The organism is Robertkochia aurantiaca (assembly GCF_020166495.1).
In the GTDB taxonomy this organism is placed as follows: Bacteria; Bacteroidota; Bacteroidia; order Flavobacteriales; family Flavobacteriaceae; genus Robertkochia; species Robertkochia aurantiaca.
Window position 1 is genome coordinate 536,227 of the sequence record NZ_JAINZS010000002.1, and the last position, 16,609, is coordinate 552,835.

The 16,609-nt window shown below is 43.7% G+C and carries 18 protein-coding genes; 10 read left to right on the forward strand and 8 right to left on the reverse strand.

Translation table 11 applies throughout. From position 1 onward, the window contains the following. Window positions 1-41: 41 nt before the first annotated feature. Window positions 42-1,385, reverse strand: coding sequence for an FAD-dependent oxidoreductase (locus K7R10_RS04955; RefSeq protein ID WP_224483569.1), 1,344 nt, complete (start codon window positions 1,383-1,385; stop codon window positions 42-44). Window positions 1,386-1,583: 198 nt separating this feature from the next. Between K7R10_RS04955 and K7R10_RS04960 the strand changes: the two genes are divergently transcribed. The 5 genes from K7R10_RS04960 (at window position 1,584) to K7R10_RS04980 (ending at window position 6,724) form a co-directional block, all read left to right on the forward strand. Next, entirely contained in the window at window positions 1,584-1,826 is a 243-nt protein-coding gene (locus tag K7R10_RS04960) for a hypothetical protein (protein ID WP_224483570.1), read from the forward strand. Window positions 1,827-1,898: 72 nt separating this feature from the next. Next, on the forward strand, window positions 1,899-2,039 hold the full coding sequence (locus tag K7R10_RS04965; RefSeq protein WP_224483571.1) for a DUF2256 domain-containing protein: 141 nt from the start codon (window positions 1,899-1,901) through the stop codon (window positions 2,037-2,039). Beyond that, window positions 2,012-3,328 carry a DASH family cryptochrome gene (locus K7R10_RS04970; RefSeq protein WP_224483572.1) on the forward strand — a complete coding sequence of 439 codons (1,317 nt, stop codon included), beginning with the start codon at window positions 2,012-2,014 and terminating at the stop codon, window positions 3,326-3,328. The genes K7R10_RS04965 and K7R10_RS04970 overlap by 28 nt, the downstream gene beginning before the upstream one ends. Window positions 3,329-3,341: 13 nt before the next feature. Beyond that, window positions 3,342-4,874: a cryptochrome/photolyase family protein gene (locus K7R10_RS04975; RefSeq protein WP_224483573.1), complete on the forward strand. Its 1,533-nt coding sequence runs from the start codon at window positions 3,342-3,344 to the stop codon at window positions 4,872-4,874. A 1,091-nt stretch (window positions 4,875-5,965) separates the two neighbouring features. Beyond that, window positions 5,966-6,724 (forward strand): SDR family oxidoreductase, encoded by a 759-nt coding sequence (locus K7R10_RS04980; protein ID WP_224483574.1) that lies wholly within the window; start codon window positions 5,966-5,968, stop codon window positions 6,722-6,724. Between the two features lie 5 nt (window positions 6,725-6,729). Here K7R10_RS04980 and K7R10_RS04985 read toward each other — a convergent pair whose 3' ends face one another. Continuing rightward, window positions 6,730-7,170, reverse strand: a complete 441-nt coding sequence (locus K7R10_RS04985; RefSeq protein ID WP_224483575.1) for a (4Fe-4S)-binding protein — start codon at window positions 7,168-7,170, stop codon at window positions 6,730-6,732. A gap of 108 nt (window positions 7,171-7,278) precedes the next feature. Here K7R10_RS04985 and K7R10_RS04990 point away from each other — a divergent pair, with 108 nt between their 5' ends. Then, the gene (locus tag K7R10_RS04990; RefSeq protein WP_224483576.1) at window positions 7,279-7,950 is read left to right on the forward strand and encodes a hypothetical protein; all 672 of its coding nucleotides are present in this window, start codon (window positions 7,279-7,281) and stop codon (window positions 7,948-7,950) included. A 3-nt stretch (window positions 7,951-7,953) separates the two neighbouring features. Here K7R10_RS04990 and K7R10_RS04995 read toward each other — a convergent pair whose 3' ends face one another. Then, complete coding sequence (locus K7R10_RS04995; RefSeq protein ID WP_224483577.1) at window positions 7,954-9,108, reverse strand: MFS transporter; 1,155 nt, start codon at window positions 9,106-9,108, stop codon at window positions 7,954-7,956. Window positions 9,109-9,172: 64 nt separating this feature from the next. Here K7R10_RS04995 and K7R10_RS05000 point away from each other — a divergent pair, with 64 nt between their 5' ends. Then, window positions 9,173-10,042 (forward strand): helix-turn-helix domain-containing protein, encoded by an 870-nt coding sequence (locus K7R10_RS05000; protein ID WP_224483578.1) that lies wholly within the window; start codon window positions 9,173-9,175, stop codon window positions 10,040-10,042. 77 nt (window positions 10,043-10,119) lie between these two features. Further along, on the forward strand, window positions 10,120-10,845 hold the full coding sequence (locus tag K7R10_RS05005; protein WP_224483579.1) for a pirin family protein: 726 nt from the start codon (window positions 10,120-10,122) through the stop codon (window positions 10,843-10,845). 49 nt (window positions 10,846-10,894) lie between these two features. Here the strand turns inward: K7R10_RS05005 and kynU are convergent, their stop codons facing one another. Beyond that, complete coding sequence (gene kynU, locus K7R10_RS05010; protein ID WP_224483580.1) at window positions 10,895-12,160, reverse strand: kynureninase; 1,266 nt, start codon at window positions 12,158-12,160, stop codon at window positions 10,895-10,897. A gap of 95 nt (window positions 12,161-12,255) precedes the next feature. Between kynU and K7R10_RS05015 the strand changes: the two genes are divergently transcribed. Further along, window positions 12,256-12,900 carry an O-methyltransferase gene (locus K7R10_RS05015; protein ID WP_224483647.1) on the forward strand — a complete coding sequence of 215 codons (645 nt, stop codon included), beginning with the start codon at window positions 12,256-12,258 and terminating at the stop codon, window positions 12,898-12,900. Between the two features lie 3 nt (window positions 12,901-12,903). Here K7R10_RS05015 and K7R10_RS05020 read toward each other — a convergent pair whose 3' ends face one another. The 4 genes from K7R10_RS05020 to gpmI form a co-directional block, all read right to left on the reverse strand. Further along, the gene (locus K7R10_RS05020) at window positions 12,904-13,461 is read right to left on the reverse strand and encodes a phosphatase PAP2 family protein (protein WP_224483581.1); all 558 of its coding nucleotides are present in this window, start codon (window positions 13,459-13,461) and stop codon (window positions 12,904-12,906) included. Beyond that, the gene (locus K7R10_RS05025) at window positions 13,462-13,734 is read right to left on the reverse strand and encodes a Sec-independent protein translocase subunit TatA/TatB (RefSeq protein ID WP_224483582.1); all 273 of its coding nucleotides are present in this window, start codon (window positions 13,732-13,734) and stop codon (window positions 13,462-13,464) included. A gap of 97 nt (window positions 13,735-13,831) precedes the next feature. After that, a complete protein-coding gene (locus K7R10_RS05030; protein WP_224483583.1) occupies window positions 13,832-14,398 on the reverse strand; it encodes a thioredoxin family protein in 567 nt (188 codons plus the stop codon). Between the two features lie 2 nt (window positions 14,399-14,400). Beyond that, a complete protein-coding gene (gene gpmI / locus K7R10_RS05035) occupies window positions 14,401-15,921 on the reverse strand; it encodes a 2,3-bisphosphoglycerate-independent phosphoglycerate mutase (protein WP_224483584.1) in 1,521 nt (506 codons plus the stop codon). A gap of 235 nt (window positions 15,922-16,156) precedes the next feature. On the opposite strand from gpmI, the gene K7R10_RS05040 reads away from it, so the two are divergent. Beyond that, window positions 16,157-16,540 (forward strand): ankyrin repeat domain-containing protein, encoded by a 384-nt coding sequence (locus K7R10_RS05040; RefSeq protein WP_224483585.1) that lies wholly within the window; start codon window positions 16,157-16,159, stop codon window positions 16,538-16,540. Window positions 16,541-16,609: the final 69 nt, after the last annotated feature.

A 16,609-nucleotide genomic window follows, 5' to 3' on the forward strand; every position in this document is an offset into this window, starting at 1 on the left:
GTTTAAAATCGCTGACATCCAGCTTTTTATGTATTAAAAAGCTATTTTTCCAGAAGAGAAAGAATCGTGTTTTCCACCCTCTCACTTTGCCAGTCTTCTGCGAGGTTTTCCATTTTCATCACCTCATCCATTATACGTTGCTGACGATCTCCTTCCTTTAGCGCTTCGGCATAAGGGTCGGTGGTAAAGGTCACCCGGCTGTAGAGGGGTTGCCATTTATCGGGATGTTTATCGGCAAACCATTTCTCTATCTTCTTTCTCAGGTGGAATTCAGCATTTGCAGTCTGAGAACTCATTTCAACAAAATTCCGGTAGCTCAGTTCGGCAATCGCATCTGCATTGGGTTTGCGTTTCTTCTGATACTCCTGAAAGATCGTTTCCCAGTCATCGTTGTGAATATTCATTAACTCATTCAGGGCAGCGATGTCTTCAAAACCTGCATTCATTCCCTGGCCGAAAAAAGGAACGATTGCATGAGCTGAGTCTCCTACCAGCGCCACCTTATCCCAATAGGTCCACGGATAGCATTTGATCGTTACTAAGGAACTGGTGGGATTCTTGAAAAAGTCCCGAACCAGGTTTGAAATATCATCGATCACGTCGGGGAAGAAATTGCTGAAAAACGTCTCCACCTGCTCCCTGGTTTGCAGGGCCTCAAAAGAATAATCGCCCTCGAATGGAAGAAAAAGCGTACAGGTGAAACTACCATCGAGATTGGGCAGAGCGATCAGCATAAAATTTCCCCTGGGCCAAATGTGCAGAGAATGCTTATCAAGCTTGTGGGAACCATCAGCATTAGCCGGAATGGTCAGTTCTTTATAACCACTTTCAAGAAAATGCTGGCTGTAATTGAACATACTGCGCCGCTGCATTTTATGTCTGATTCGTGAAAAAGCCCCATCAGCCCCAAATACCACATCATACTGGTGAGGGGTCCAGGTCTCGTTTTCACTTTCTCCTGTAAACAAGGTAGCCTCAGGAAGTTTCACATCCCAAACCTTCGTATCAAATATGAAACGGGCCCCTGCCTCTTCGGCAAGATCGATCATTTTTTTATTCAGCACCCCTCTGGAAATGGAATAGATAGCTTCACCATCCTTTCCGTAATACTGGTCAAAAACCGGTTCATCAAGCACATGTATGGTACGCTTGTGCATGGGAATAGCAAGCTTTCTGATCTCCTCCTCAATTCCGACATTTTCCAGAGCAGCCCATCCCCTGATAGACATGGCCAGATTGATCGAACGTCCTGAAAACTCGGTTCCCCTGATATCGGGTCTTCTGTCATAAACATCTACCTGGTGACCTCTTTTCATCAAATAAATCGCCAGAAGACTTCCTACGAGACCGCTACCGGTGATCGCAATTTTTTTGGGTTGCTGCATGCAGTTAGTTATAAAAATTCCCGCATAAGCGGGATAAACAAAGTTAACAATTTCTTTTGTTTAAAATAATGTGATCGTATCTGACCAGGCCCCTTGAAAGACTACCCTCCTCTACGAACTGAAATGTCAGGAAATCTCCTCCAAATGAGCATGTTATTATTTTATTGTATATTATATAAAATCTTAAACCTTAAAATTATGGATCAAGCCAAACTCGATAGGATGCGAAAGATACTTTCGAAACTGGAAGACATTAAAAACACCCAGGAAAGCAGTATCGATAAGATCAACCATGTGATCACAGATCTGTTTCAACATCCGGATGCCAAACTTGAAAAAGTTATGGAAGAAGCCCACCAACGAGCTTCTGACAACGTCGACATGGTACGTGAAGCCATTGAGAATTATGAAGAACGCATCAACAAAATGACACCTGAATAATTTTGTTTAATATTAACACATTTTTCTTAGACAAAATGTATTTTAAAGGCCGATTGTTCGGTCTTTTTTTTTATGATTAAAAAACAACATCTCCCTGAAAAGATCTGTCCCGTTTGTCAACGTCCGTTCAGCTGGCGAAAAAAATGGGAGAAAGAGTGGAAAAACGTAAAATATTGTAGCAACAAATGCAGAAAACAGAAGAAAAAACAGTAATGGTATGGTTTCGAAATGACCTGAGAGCGAGCGATCAGGCATCGCTTTCAGAGGCTATCAATTCCGGACATGCTGTGATAGGTGTCTATTTTCTCGACCCAAGGCACTACCGTGAAACCCGGTACGGATTTAATAAAACCGGTTATTTCAGAACCAGGTTTCTGCTCGAAACTCTGAGAGAGCTTCGCGACAGTCTGGCTGAACTCAACATACCCCTGATTATTGAAAAAGGAAAGCCGGAAGAGCTTCTTCCGCAACTGTCAGACACATACAACATCACCGAAGTTCATTTACAGAGAGAATGGACCAGCGAAGAACTGGCCGTTAGTGAAAAGGTAAAAGCACAGCTCCATATTCCTGTAAAAGAACATTTTGATCAATTCCTGTTTCATCCCGATGATATTCCCTACGAAAATTTCGACCAAATCCCGGAGGTATTTACAGCTTTCAGAAAGACACTGGAAAAGCAATCCCCGGTAAGACCGGTGCAGAACATCGGGAAACCGAAAAAAAGTATTTCCCTCAACAAATCAGATATCCCTGAACCTGAAGAACTGGGATTGGAGTCCAGAATTACCGATCACCGCACGGCCTTTCCCTTCCGGGGAGGTATGAAACAGGCTAAAAAACGACTGGAGTACTATATCTGGGACACTCAGAAAATCAAATATTATAAAAAGACCAGGAACGGTCTTGTGGGAACCGACTACAGTTCAAAGTTCTCACCCTGGCTGGCTAACGGAAGTCTTTCGCCCCGGGAGATCTATCATCAGATAAAGAAATTCGAAGACCGCGTTGCTGAAAATCAAAGTACCTATTGGCTCATATTCGAACTAATCTGGAGAGATTATTTTAAATATATCTCGTTGAAACACGGAGACAAAATCTTTCACCTGGGCGGTATTAAGAACAGGGATTATGACTGGGAGCGGGATGAAAAAAAACTCGAATCCTGGATTTCAGGGTCAACGGCTGAGCCCTTCGTGAATGCGAACATGATTGAACTTCGGGAAACAGGATGGATGAGCAACAGGGGAAGGCAGAATGTGGCTTCTTACTGGGCCAAGGAACTTGCGCAGGACTGGCGTATTGGGGCTGCTTATTTTGAGAGTACCCTCATCGACTATGACGTACACAGCAACTGGGGCAATTGGATGTACAACAGCGGAGTGGGCAATGATCCGAGGGATCGCAAGTTCAACATCAGCAGCCAGGCTGAAAGATATGATTCCAACGGCAGATTCAGGCGTCTTTGGCTACAAGCTAACATTTTCAGAGAACTCGCATGACCAAATCAATTCTATGGCCACGTTAAGACTTATTTTGGGAGACCAGTTGAATTATAACCACAGCTGGTTCAGGGAAACCAACGATAATATAACCTATCTCATGGCTGAAATGCGTCAGGAGACAGACTATGTAAAACACCATGTACAAAAGGTCTGCGCCTTTTTCCTCGCCATGCGCTCTTTTGCAGATCACCTGAAAAAACAAGGCCTTCAGGTACATTATTACAAACTGGACATGGATGAAAATCCGCATAAGCTCAAAACCCTGCTGGAAGATGAATTAAAGCAGGGCTCTTATGATCGTTTTGAATACATGGAACCTGATGAATTCAGACTTGATAAACAGCTGAAGGAAATCTGTAATGATCTCGACATCGATACCGGTATGACCGGAACCGAACATTTCTATACCGAACGTTCAGAGCTGTCTGAGTTCTTTAAGGGAAAGAAGCAACTGCTCATGGAAAATTTCTATCGCCATATGCGAAAGAAACACAAGGTGCTCATGAATAATGACAACCCGGAAGGTGGAGAATGGAATTACGATCAGAGCAACCGAAAAAAGTGGAAGGGAGAACCAAAAATACCCGAACCACTGACCTTTGAGAATGATCCACGGCCCATTAAAGAGATGCTCGAAAAAAACGGGGTTCGTACCATAGGGAATTTAGATGAAAATAACTTCAACTGGCCAGTGAACAGGGAGCAAACCCTGCAGTTACTGGATCATTTTTGCGATAGGTTGCTTCCTCATTTTGGAGACTACCAGGATGCCATGCATACCGAAACCACCTACCTGTTTCACTCGCGCCTCTCCTTTTCCCTTAACAGCAAGATGATCAATCCTGAGGAGATCGTTAATAAAGTCGAAGATCATTACTATCAGAACAAAGAAGAAATCGACATTTCACAGGCCGAAGGATTCATTAGGCAGATCCTGGGCTGGAGAGAGTATATGAGAGGAATATACTGGAAAGAAATGCCCGGATACAAATCAAAGAACGCACTGGATAACCATAATGACCTGCCTGGTTTTTACTGGACAGGTGACACCAGAATGAAGTGTCTGCAACATGCTATCAAACAGTCGCTCAACAATGCCTATGCACACCATATTCAACGGCTCATGGTAACGGGTAATTTCGCCTTATTGATGCAATGCGAACCTGAAGCGGTAGACGAATGGTACCTGGGAATTTATGCAGATGCCATAGAATGGGTAGAACTTACCAATACCAGAGGAATGAGTCAGTATGCCGACGGTGGCGTAATTGCCACCAAACCGTATATTTCCTCTGCCAATTACATCAATAAAATGGGTAATTATTGTAAGGAGTGTCATTATTATCACAGTAAGAAAACCGGCGAACGGGCATGCCCCTTCAACGCTCTTTACTGGAACTTTCTGGAACAGAAAAGAGAGAGACTTAAGAATAATCCGCGTATGGGAATGATGTACAGCCTGCTCGACAAAATGGACAAAAATCAATTGGAAGCGATCATGAAAAGAGCTGATAAGATCATGAAAAACCCCGATGAGTTTTAATAAAGTTTTAACGCAAAACCCACGGCTAATATCAACCCTTTCTTCGTATGTATTATACTTAGAAAATCCCGCTTTAAGCGTCTTAATAACCCGCACAGGCTTTCTTATTATAAGAAAGCCTGTTTCTTTTTAACTATGGTTTTAAATCCCCGGTATAGCCATTTATTTATCTTCTGTAAAACTGCCGGTTCAGCTGGCGATAATGTTAAAAATTCAAATTAATTCGCTCCAGAAGATCCGAAAAGAGCAATCGCTCGTATATAAAGTAATCATTACATAGTAGTAGGTATTAGTTTAGGGAAAAAAGTCCTCTGTTCTTCGGATCGGAGGACTTTTTGTTTCCGGGCCTTTCTGTTTGGTAACGATAAAGCGTTCCTCATAAGTCATCAACTAACAACCTACCCAAAAGAACCGACCGGGCTGATTTACCGTATATAATTACAAGATGATTTAGCAGTATAGTTAGTTAGGTAAAAAAGCCTTGTGCAAATTTTAATGTTGCCGGGGCTTTTTTTTAACCTTGATGTATTTTTATTGGGCAGGTTGACCGAGCCCCGTTCAACACAATGTTAAAATTGTGTTATAAGACTCATTTTTAATAATTTACGAAAACCAAGCAGCTTATTTCATTCGTATATAAAACAAATCATTACATAGTAGTAGGTATTAGTTTAGGGTGAAAAGTCCTCTGTTCAATTTGGCAGAGGACTTTTTATTTCTACCTAACACCCCGCCGTATTTCAAGCAGACTATGTAAGAAGTATTTTTTCAACAGGACCTCCGTTTATGAGAAAGGCTATGCGCTTACTGACATCTTTTCTTACGGATTTTGTAGCCTTTGGTTCTTTAAAATAAAGAAAACGTTAAATAAACCTAAATATCTGATTTTTAGTCGTTTATGTTATTGAGAATCAGATCACACTCCTTATATTTACATCAATCATTACATAGTAGTAGGTATTAGTTTAGGGAAAAGGTCCTGTGGTCGCCAGATCACAGGATCTTTTATTTTTATCTACCCTGAGTCTCGTCAATGCATCCATAAAAATACCTCTCATGTTTTTTCTGAAGAATACTGTACTTTTAATGATATGTGGAACTTAGAAAACAGAAAAGCCCTGGTTACCGGAGGCAGTAAAGGTATTGGAGAGGCGATTGTTAAAGAACTGGCCTCACTTGGTGCGGAAGTACTATTTACCGGCAGGGATCAAACGGATATTGATAAAACCGAAGAGTCGTTAAAAAAAGAAGGATTGCAGGTATCAGGACTTCAGAGTGATGTCACTAAGGAAGAAGATCAGAAGGCGCTGGCAAAAGTTATAGAACAACGGTTTTCCAAACTGGATATCCTTGTCAATAATGCAGGAATGAACATCAGGAAATCATCTCATGAATACAGCCGTGAGGAGTACCAAAAGATAATTGATACAGACCTGACCGCTCCCTTTGAAATATCGGTGGTGATGTTACCGCTGCTAAAGAGAAGTCAGCATGCCTCGGTAATTAATATTTCCTCGGTTGCCGCCATAGTCGATGATCATACCGGAGCTCCCTACGGCATGGCAAAGGCCGGCTTGTTACAGATGACACGAAGTCTGGCCCGTGAATGGGCTGCTTATGGCATCAGGGTCAACGCAGTTTCTCCCTGGTTCACTTTAACTCCTTTGACAAAATCTCTGCTCGCCCAACCTGAAAAGATCGATCCGGTGCTTTCAAGAACTCCCATGAAAAGAGTGGCAAAGGCCGAAGAAATGGCGGGGGCGGTAGCATTTCTTGCCATGGACAAGGCTTCGTACATTACCGGTCAGAACATCGTGATCGATGGTGGTATGAGCATTCATGCCCTTTGAAATCCTTAACCCTGGAAATTTTCACCTGTGTGACTCCCGTCGCAATAAGGCTTATTCTCAGAGTATCCGCAACGACAAAAGGCGGTTGCCTTCTTCTTCACCTCAGAAGACCCGTTAAAATGTTCTACATTGAGCTGCCCATAGACCATTAAAGGCCCGTTTTCTATTATCTCCACCTTAATTCCAGATGCTTCTTTTTCGTTCTGATCCATTAGTTCCTTCTTTTTTTCTTTATCATTCCAATAATAATCAAGCGCACCTGAAGGACATTTTTTTACCTGATCTACGATAGCCTTCGAGGGGGCTGCCTCAGTTTGTATCCATGGCTTCTTATCAGGCTTAAAAACCTCTGAAAGGCCCTTGACGCAAACTTCAGAATGGATACACAAATCAGGCTTCCAGATCACCGTTACCTCCCCGTTAGAATATTCCTTTGTAGTTCCCATGCTTTTCTTTTAAAGATACAAAATAGCATAATAACATCCTGACTCCACAGAACTTGTGAGAAATTGATTCTCTTTTTAATATATTTACCGTAGACAAAATTTGCCGTTATGACCAAACTATACCCCTTAGCTCTCGTTTTGCTTCTACTCATCTCCTGTAATGAAGAGACCGATAAAAAGCCCCTGTCAGCACCTGAAAAGATCGCCTATGCACATGGGTTCGAAAACTGGGATAAAATAGAGGAGATACAATTCACTTTTAATGTAGACCGGGATACCACCCATTTTGAGAGGCACTGGATCTGGCAGCCTAAGTCAGACGCAGTTACCATGATCTACGCTGAAGATACCGTATCCTATAATCGGGCAAGCATTGACAGCACCGTACTTCAGGCAGACAAAGCCTTTGTCAATGATGTATACTGGTTGCTCGCCCCTTACAAACTGGTTTGGGACAAGGGGTACGAATATGAAGAACCCTACCTTGATAAAGCACCAATCAGCAATGACAGCCTTCAAAAATTCAGCATAGTATATGTGGGGGAAGGCGGATATACCCCGGGTGATGGTTATGATTTTTACCTGGATCAGGAAAATAAGGTCAAAGAATGGGTATACCGAAAAGACAACGATACGGCTGTTTGCATGAAGACAACCTGGGAAGATTATGAAAATCTCGAAGGGCTTCAGATCGCCACCATGCACCAGGATGAAACCGGTAAGTTCAAGCTTTATTTTACAGGACTGGAGGTCACTGCTTCAGAGACTCAGACCCCGTGATAGTTACTTCTTTCTTGCCCACAACAACAATGTGACAACAAACGCCATAACGGCTCCGGCCAGGAGGGTAACGAAACTGTACCGCAGACCGGTGACCTCAGCAATGAATCCCAGCGCTACGGGACCTGAAAGAAAACCCAGGTAGCCTGTTCCCGCGATAAAACTAATACCCCTGGCCGGTGGTATACGGTCAAAACTCCCGGCCATCCTGAATAGTTCGGGTACAATGACCGAAAAACCCATTCCCAGTAAACCAAAGCCCGCTATGGCTGTATATATGTCTGCGGAAAGTATCAGCAGATAACCTGCTATACCGGTCATCAACCCGCCCAAAATCAATCTCACCGCCCCTTTTTTACTGCTGATCTCATCTCCCAGGAATCGCCCGACGGTCATGGTTACAGAGAATAGCGTATATCCCATTCCCGTTAACCAGGTGCTTTTTACGCTACTGACCTCCTGAAGGTATAAACCACTCCAGTCAACCACAGCACCTTCACTGGCCATGATAATAAATGATATAATTGCGAGTCCCAACAAAGGTTTGAGAAAAGCAGGCACCCCGTCATTCTCATTTTGTTCAGTACCCTGAACTCCCTTGTAATTTCGCATTAAGATGAAATTCACCACGAACAACAAAAGGGATACGAGTAGCATATGATGGAACGGAAGTTTAAAAACCCCGGCCAAAATCCCTCCGACTCCTGCCCCGATTACGCCGCCAAGGCTGAAAAACCCGTGGGCAGCCGACATAATGGAAACATCATCCTGTTTTTCCTTTTCAGAAACCAGGGTATTCATTGCGATGTCGGTAAATCCCGATGCTGCTCCTGTGATGAAAAGAGCCATGGCGAGACTCCAGAAATCATAGGCAAGAAACGGAAACAGGAAAGCCACACAATAGAACAATATGCCAGCACCGGTTGCTCTGCCCGGACCATAACGCTTCAGAAGATATGGCGAAAGGGGAATGAAAGTAAGAGTACCCAGCGCAAAAAAGAACAGCGCCAGTCCCAGTTCCCCTTCGCTAAGAAGCAGTTCTTCTTTGATCTCCGGAATATAGATGGCCCAGGTACCGATGAGAATATTCAGGGAGGCAAAAACGCATGCCACCGAAATATAAACAGGGTTCGACCATATTAAACGCAGTGCCTTCATTAGATAAGTCTAAAATAGTTTATTTTTAAGTGCTGAGATCATCCCTTCGGGAAAGAAAAATATCATGAAACTACTCGAATTCAAATCGGTACACAGGGATACCGGCTACTTTGTCGCTCAGAAGATCGAGAAGGGAAAGGATGCCGGGAAACCCAGGGATTTTGATCCTCACAGTCATGATTATTACGTGATTATGATCATTACCGGGGGAACAGGAGAGCATCAGATTGACTTCAGGAACTATACCTATAATGCGGGATCTGTTTTCTTTCTGAGTCCCGGACAAGTACACCGTGTAAAGGAGACCGCTCCGAATTACGGTTATGTGATTGTTTTCAACCACGATTTTTTGATACGCTCAGGAATAGATCCTGATTTTTTTGAGAATATCAATCTTTTCAGGCCGTACGGCGACAGTCCGCCTTTAGTGCCGGAGCCTGCTATCCTTGAAAAACTAGGCCACTATGCCGAGGAAATGCTGAACTGTCAGGAAATGCAGGATACATTCAGGTATGAAGCGCTGGGGGCGAACCTTCGGTTATTCCTCATTCTCAGCAACAGCAGTTGTGACCTGGGTAAGAACCGTGACCACACGCTTGATAACGCCCTGATCACCATAAGAGAGTTCAGAAAACTCGTGAATCAAAACTATGCCGTATGGCATAAGGCGGGAGATTATGCACAGCAACTTTCCATCACCCCAAATTACCTCAACAAACTGGTAAAAACCTATCTGAGCAGCTCCACTAAAGATTTTATTCAGAACAGGATTATCATAGAGGCTAAAAGAAGATTACTCAACCCTAAAAACTCGGTGAAGTCGGTCGCTTACGAACTTGGATACAGCAACCCTTCGCAGCTGAGCAAAATGTTTAAAGCCTGCACGGGAAAAACGCTTACTGAATTCAGAGAATCACTGGATGACTCATTTTGACATCTTTATTCACGATTTCAACATTTACCGGCATTCTGATTTTCCGGAACTTTGATCTGTTAATTAAAGAGAACATTATGAAAACGGTTTTACACAAAGCAGAAAGCAGAGGTCATGCCAACCACGGATGGCTTGACAGTTATCACAGTTTCAGTTTTGCCAACTATTACAATCCTGAACGTATGCACTTCGGTGTATTAAGAGTACTCAATGACGATACGGTTGCTCCGGGACGGGGCTTTGGAAAACACCCGCACGATAATATGGAGATCATTTCAATACCCCTTTACGGCGATCTTGAGCACGAAGACAGTATGGGCAACAAGAAGGTGATCAAAGAAGGAGATGTACAATCTATGACAGCGGGCACCGGAATCTTCCACAGTGAATACAACCATAACGAAGATAAGGAGGTGAAATTTCTGCAGATCTGGATATTTCCAAAAGAGAGGAACGTAGCGCCTTCTTATGATCAGATCACTTTAAATCCCGAAGACAGCAAAAATAAACTGCAACAGATCGTTTCTCCGGACTCTGATAGTGAAGGAGTAACCATCAACCAGGATGCCTGGTTCTATCTGGCCGATCTTGACCCGGATACGACCATCGAGCACCGTATAAAGCAAGAAGAGAACGGGGTATACCTGTTTGTCCTGGAAGGTAAGGCCGAGGTCAACGGAACCCAACTCGGTAAAAGAGATGGGTTGGGCATCAGCGAAACCGACTCGGTATCGATCAAGGCTGTTGGTGGATCAAGGATACTTTTAATGGATATTCCCATGCGCTTACCGTCCCTGGGATAAATTCACAAAAATCAGAAAATGACCGCAGGTTTTGGCCTGCGGTCATTTTTTATTCTGCCAGTATATTTTTCAATAGTTCCCCGAAGCGATACATCTCTTCAAAAGAATTATAAAACGGAGTCGGAGCTAATCTGATCACATTTGGCTCTCTCCAATCGGTGATCACACCGCGGTTCATCAACTCGTGGAAGACCTGTTTTCCTTCCCCATGCAGAAAGACCGATAACTGACAACCACGTTCTTTCGGAGTGATGATTTCAAAATTTCCTTTTACATCCCGCGCCACTTCCTTCATAATAAATTCCAGGTAGGCCGTAAGAATTGTGCTTTTGGCCCTTAGCCGTTCCATACCCACCTCTTCAAAGAGCGTCAGAGAGGCCAGGTACGGTGCCACCGATAAAATGGGAGCATTGCTCAGCTGCCATGCTTCTGCATTGGGCATAGGCTCGAATTCAGGTTCCATCAAAAACCTGCTTTCCTTGCGGGTACCCCACCAACCTTCAAAACGCGGTATATCTTTCATTCCATGGTAACGCTTGTGAATATAAACCCCTGAAACATTACCAGGCCCACTGTTCATATACTTGTAGCTGCACCAGGCTGCAAAATCAACATCCCAATCATGCAGTTTCAGCAAGACATTTCCTGCGGCATGGGCAAGGTCCCATCCTACAAAAGCCCCGGCCCGTTTACCGGCCCTAGTGATCTCTTCCATATCAAAGACCTGTCCGTTGTAATAATTGACCCCTCCTATCAGAACCAGGGCAAGCTCATCTCCCAGTTCTTCGATTTTTTGGATCACATCTTCAGTTCGCCAGTGGTGTTCTCCCTCACGTTTGGCCACCTCAACGATAGCCTCCTCGGGATCATACCCATGAAACCGCACCTGGCTGTTCAACATGTACTGATCAGAAGGAAAAGCCTTCTCTTCGCAAAGTATCTTAAATCTCTTTCCTTCCGGCCTGTAAAAACTGACCATCAATAAATGAAGGTTTACCGTTAAGGTGTTCATCACGGTAATCTCTTCCGGCAGTGCACCCACCACTGCAGATAAGGGTTCTGCAAGCCTTTCATGGTAATCCCACCAGGCCTTTTCAGCTTTGAAATGACCTTCTACCGCAAGACCGGCCCAGTCATTCATCACTTCATTTACGTATTCCTGGGTTCTTTTCGGTTGCAGACCCAGCGAGTTCCCGGTAAAATATATGGCCCGTTTGCCGTTGATAAGCGGACATATAAATTCATCCCGGTATGAAGAGAGCGGGTCTTCCCTGTCGAGTTGTTGAGAAAATTCAAGGGTATTCCTGAAATCCATGAGCTGCTTTTTGCACAAAAATACAATTACTTTCTTCCAAGGCACAAGAACAGACAGCGTATAAAAATTTAACTTTGTCAAAAAAAACAGAGAATATGCACTTCCTGCCCGACTCCATTGAAGAATATATTACTTTACACTCTGCCGGTGAACCTGAACTATTGCAGGAATTAAGCCGGGAAACTCATCTCAAGGTACTTCAACCACGTATGCTCAGTGGTCATTACCAGGGCCGTGTATTAAGTATGATCTCAAAATTGGTCAACCCCCGACAAGTTCTTGAGGTAGGAACATACACCGGGTACTCAGCACTCTGCCTGGCAGAAGGACTTCACCCCGAAGGAGAATTGCACACCATCGATGTGAATGAAGAACTCAAAGCGCTACAACGTCAATTCTTTGACCGTAGCGAATACCGAGATCAGATCTTCAGTTATACGGGCAACGCCATCGATATCATTCCCACCATCGACAAAAGGTTTGACCTGGTCTTTATTGATGCCGATAAAAAGAATTATACACGCTATTTTGAACTGGTGATCGATAAGATGAACCCGGGAGGTATTATATTATCAGATAATGTTTTATGGAGCGGAAAAGTGGCAGAGGAAAATCCGGGTAAAAAAGATCGGCAAACAGAAAGCATCAAAGCCTACAATGCGATGATCAATCAGGATCAAAGGGTGGAGACCGTCATTCTTCCTATACGCGATGGCCTGACGATCAGCCGGAAAAAATAAATTCTAACTGCGGGGAAGGAAATATCGCTGCTGGAATGAAAACATCAGACTTCCCATAAGAAGACCTACCAGGGCTCCCACGACAATATCTGTAGGATAATGTACGCCCACATAGATACGGCTGAAACTGAATAACAGCGGCCAGAGATAAAAAACAGGAGCCCAGCCATACTTTGAACGTACGGCAAGAACCACAAAGGTCGTCAACGCAAACGAATTGGCTGCATGTCCGGAAAAGAAGCTATAAGACTCTGCACTGGTGAGAACTCTCAACAACTCTGTTAATTCTGATTCATTACTGGGACGCAGCCTTCTCACCAGATTCTTTACTGAAGCAGTAAGGGTCATGGTCAGTAAAAAAGTCAAAACCCCGACTGCGATCTGCAACCAGGGTTTCTGATTTTTATAGGTGAAATAGATAAGAATTCCGAAAATGATGTAAAGGGGAACCCAGGTCTCAATCAGGGTGACGGTTGACCAAAAACGGTCGTAATCTTCCAGGCCCAGATTATTGAGAAAGATCAACAGCTCCCTGTCAGATTCCTCGATCAGTTCAAACATCTACAGTTTGCGTTTTACTGAGCCGGTAAAATCTTCAATATCATCTTTAACTTCGTCGATCTCCTTTTTGATATCCTTACTGAATTCGGTATCGATACCCTGCTTTTCCGCACTGCGTTGTATTTCTGCCTTCACCTCGTTGGTGGCATCCTTGAGTTGACGCATACCCTTTCCAAGTCCTCTCGCGATCTCAGGTAACTTATCAGCTCCGAAAACCATGACAAGGATAAAGAGTATAAAAACGATCTCTCCGCCACTGATAAACAAAAACATATTACTTCATTTAAATGATGTCAAATGACACCGCTCTCTTCACTGCAAATATAAGCAAGATAAGATAGCTGTAAGGATTAAAATTCAGCTGTACTGATTAATAGCCGTAGGGATTGGTATAGGGCTCACCTTTCAAAATCTTCAGCATATCGCTCTCCAGTGACTCCAGAGGAAATTCCACCATACGATTCATCTCCTCTCCGTTCTCATAAAAGATAAATGTCGGCACATTGATGATGTTCAATCCCTCTTCCAGGTTTTCGGGCGTGGTCTTATTCCGGTCCATAGTGATCAGGCGTACGTGATCTTCAGGGAAGCCCGCCTCATCAAGAATCCTGAAAAAGTGAGGGACCTCACGCTGACTGTCTCCGCACCAGGTACCCATAAAAATAGTAATGGTCTTACCTTTTAATTGCTCACTGATCTCAGGAAGCAAATCTTTATCTACTTTATAAGATTCATAGCCGGGCCCGAACCAATTCTGGTAAGGCGCAGCCTCGATAGCCTTTCTGGGCTGCTCGCCTGTAAGCACCTCCTCTTCCTGGCTTTCTGTTGAAATCTTTTCGACTTGCAGTTCAGCGGTTTCTTCCGTTTTTTGTTTTTCGGGATTACCTCCGCAAGCAAACAGGGAGAGCCCCAGTAAGCCGGTAATAAAATATCTCATACTTAATCAATTAGGGATTTTTGGGTCATAGCTTCAGGTTGATCGACACCTATAAGTCGTAAAACAGTCGGAGCGATATCACCGAGTTTACCACTTTTAACATTTTTTAAATCCGGATCCACCAAAATGATGGGAACAGGATTGGTAGTGTGAGCCGTATTTGGAGAACCATCGGGGTTGATCATTGTATCACAATTTCCATGATCGGCGATAATGATCGAGGTATAACCGTGTTCCAAACCGGTGTTAACAACATCCCTGGCACACGCATCGACCGTCTCACAGGCCTTAACGGCCGCTTCCATTACACCTGTGTGTCCTACCATATCAGGGTTGGCAAAATTAAGACAGACGAAATCAACACTGCCTTTCTTCAATTCAGGAATGATCATGTCTCTTACGTCATAAGCGCTCATTTCCGGTTTCAGGTCGTAAGTCGCCACTTTTGGTGACGGACACAATATGCGCTCTTCTCCTTCGAAAGGCTCTTCCCTTCCGCCATTAAAAAAGAAAGTTACGTGGGGGTATTTTTCTGTTTCCGCGATACGTATCTGAGTTTTCCCTGCCTTTGAAAGCACCTCTCCCAGCGTATCTTTAATATTCTCTTTGTCATAGATCACATGAACACCCTTAAAGGTTTCATCGTAATTGGTCATGGTGACATAGTAGAGATCGAGACGATGCATATTGTACTCGTGAAAATCTTTTTGGGTCAGGGCCTGGGTTATCTGTCGTCCGCGATCGGTACGAAAATTAAAGCTGATCACCACATCACCTTCTTCAATTAGTGTAACAGGATGATTATCGGCATCATGAACCACAATTGGTTTGATAAATTCATCGGTCACCCCCTGATCATAACTTTCCTGTATTCCCTCAAGGGCATTTTTATAAGGAGCCCCTTCTCCGCGAACCATAAGATCATAGGCAAGTTTCACCCGCTCCCAGCGCTTGTCCCTATCCATGGCATAATACCTTCCAATAACAGAAGCAAGTCTCGAATTGGTTTTAGCGGCATGCTTTTGCACTTCCTCTATAAAACCTTTCCCGCTCTTCGGGTCAACATCCCTTCCATCTGTAAAGGCATGCACATATACCTTTTCAAGTCCGTAATCATTAGCTGCCGTCATCAGTCCTTTGAGATGCTCGATATGTGAATGCACCCCACCATCACTCACCAGACCGATCAGATGAACTTTCTTGTCGTTGTTGCGGGCATATTCGAAGGCATCGGTGAGAACTGCCTCATCGGCTAAGGTATTTTCCTTTACCGCCATATTGATCTTTGCCAGATCCTGGTACACCACCCTTCCGGCTCCCAGGTTCATGTGCCCTACTTCACTGTTCCCCATCTGCCCTTCAGGCAAACCAACATTTAAGCCGTCAGTCTGCAAGGTAGCATGCGGGTATTGATCATAGAGACCGTCGATAAAAGGGGTATCAGCATTCTCAATAGCCGAAACCTTCGGATCGGGAGACATCCCCCAACCATCAAGTATCATGAGTATTACTTTCTTATTCATAAATGCATTTATCTGATTCAAAGATACCACTAATAACAGTAAATAGGAAGTCCTGCCGGAAGCTGAACCGTGTAATATTCAAGAGCCACTCCTGAGACACCTGAAGGTAACACACTCATTTCAAATATCTTAAAAAGAAGATGCTGACGTTAAATTATAGTTAAACACGGTTAAAAAGTGAAACAACTATCATTATGAGACGTCTTTTAAGTAGCAACCATACAATAACAAGCCCATGAAAGCTTTAATATATTTTGTAATGCTTTTGTTTTTGGCATCACCGCTTAGCTCGGCAGCCAACAACAAGCGTATTGACCCGGAAAAGAAAAAAACTGTGGTTCTGACACATGATGTATCACCGTTCTGTATCGCAATTGCCCAGGATGATTTCGATATGGTAGTACGACTGATCGATCTGGGTACTGATCTTAACGAAACCTCAAGAGGAATGACTCCACTTATGTACGCGGCCAGATATGACAGGGCTGTAATTCTCGAACTTCTGATCGAAAACGGGGCAGACCTCTCTAAGAAAGATAAAAGAACTGGCTTAACCGCCCGTGATTACGCCGAACAATTCAACGCCACAGAAGTACTAAAGGTCCTGAATTCGGTATAAATGTCTTTTTCGAGACAGCAATTGATTTTGATTTAGCAGAAAAAATCCCGCCAGTTGGCGGGATTTTTT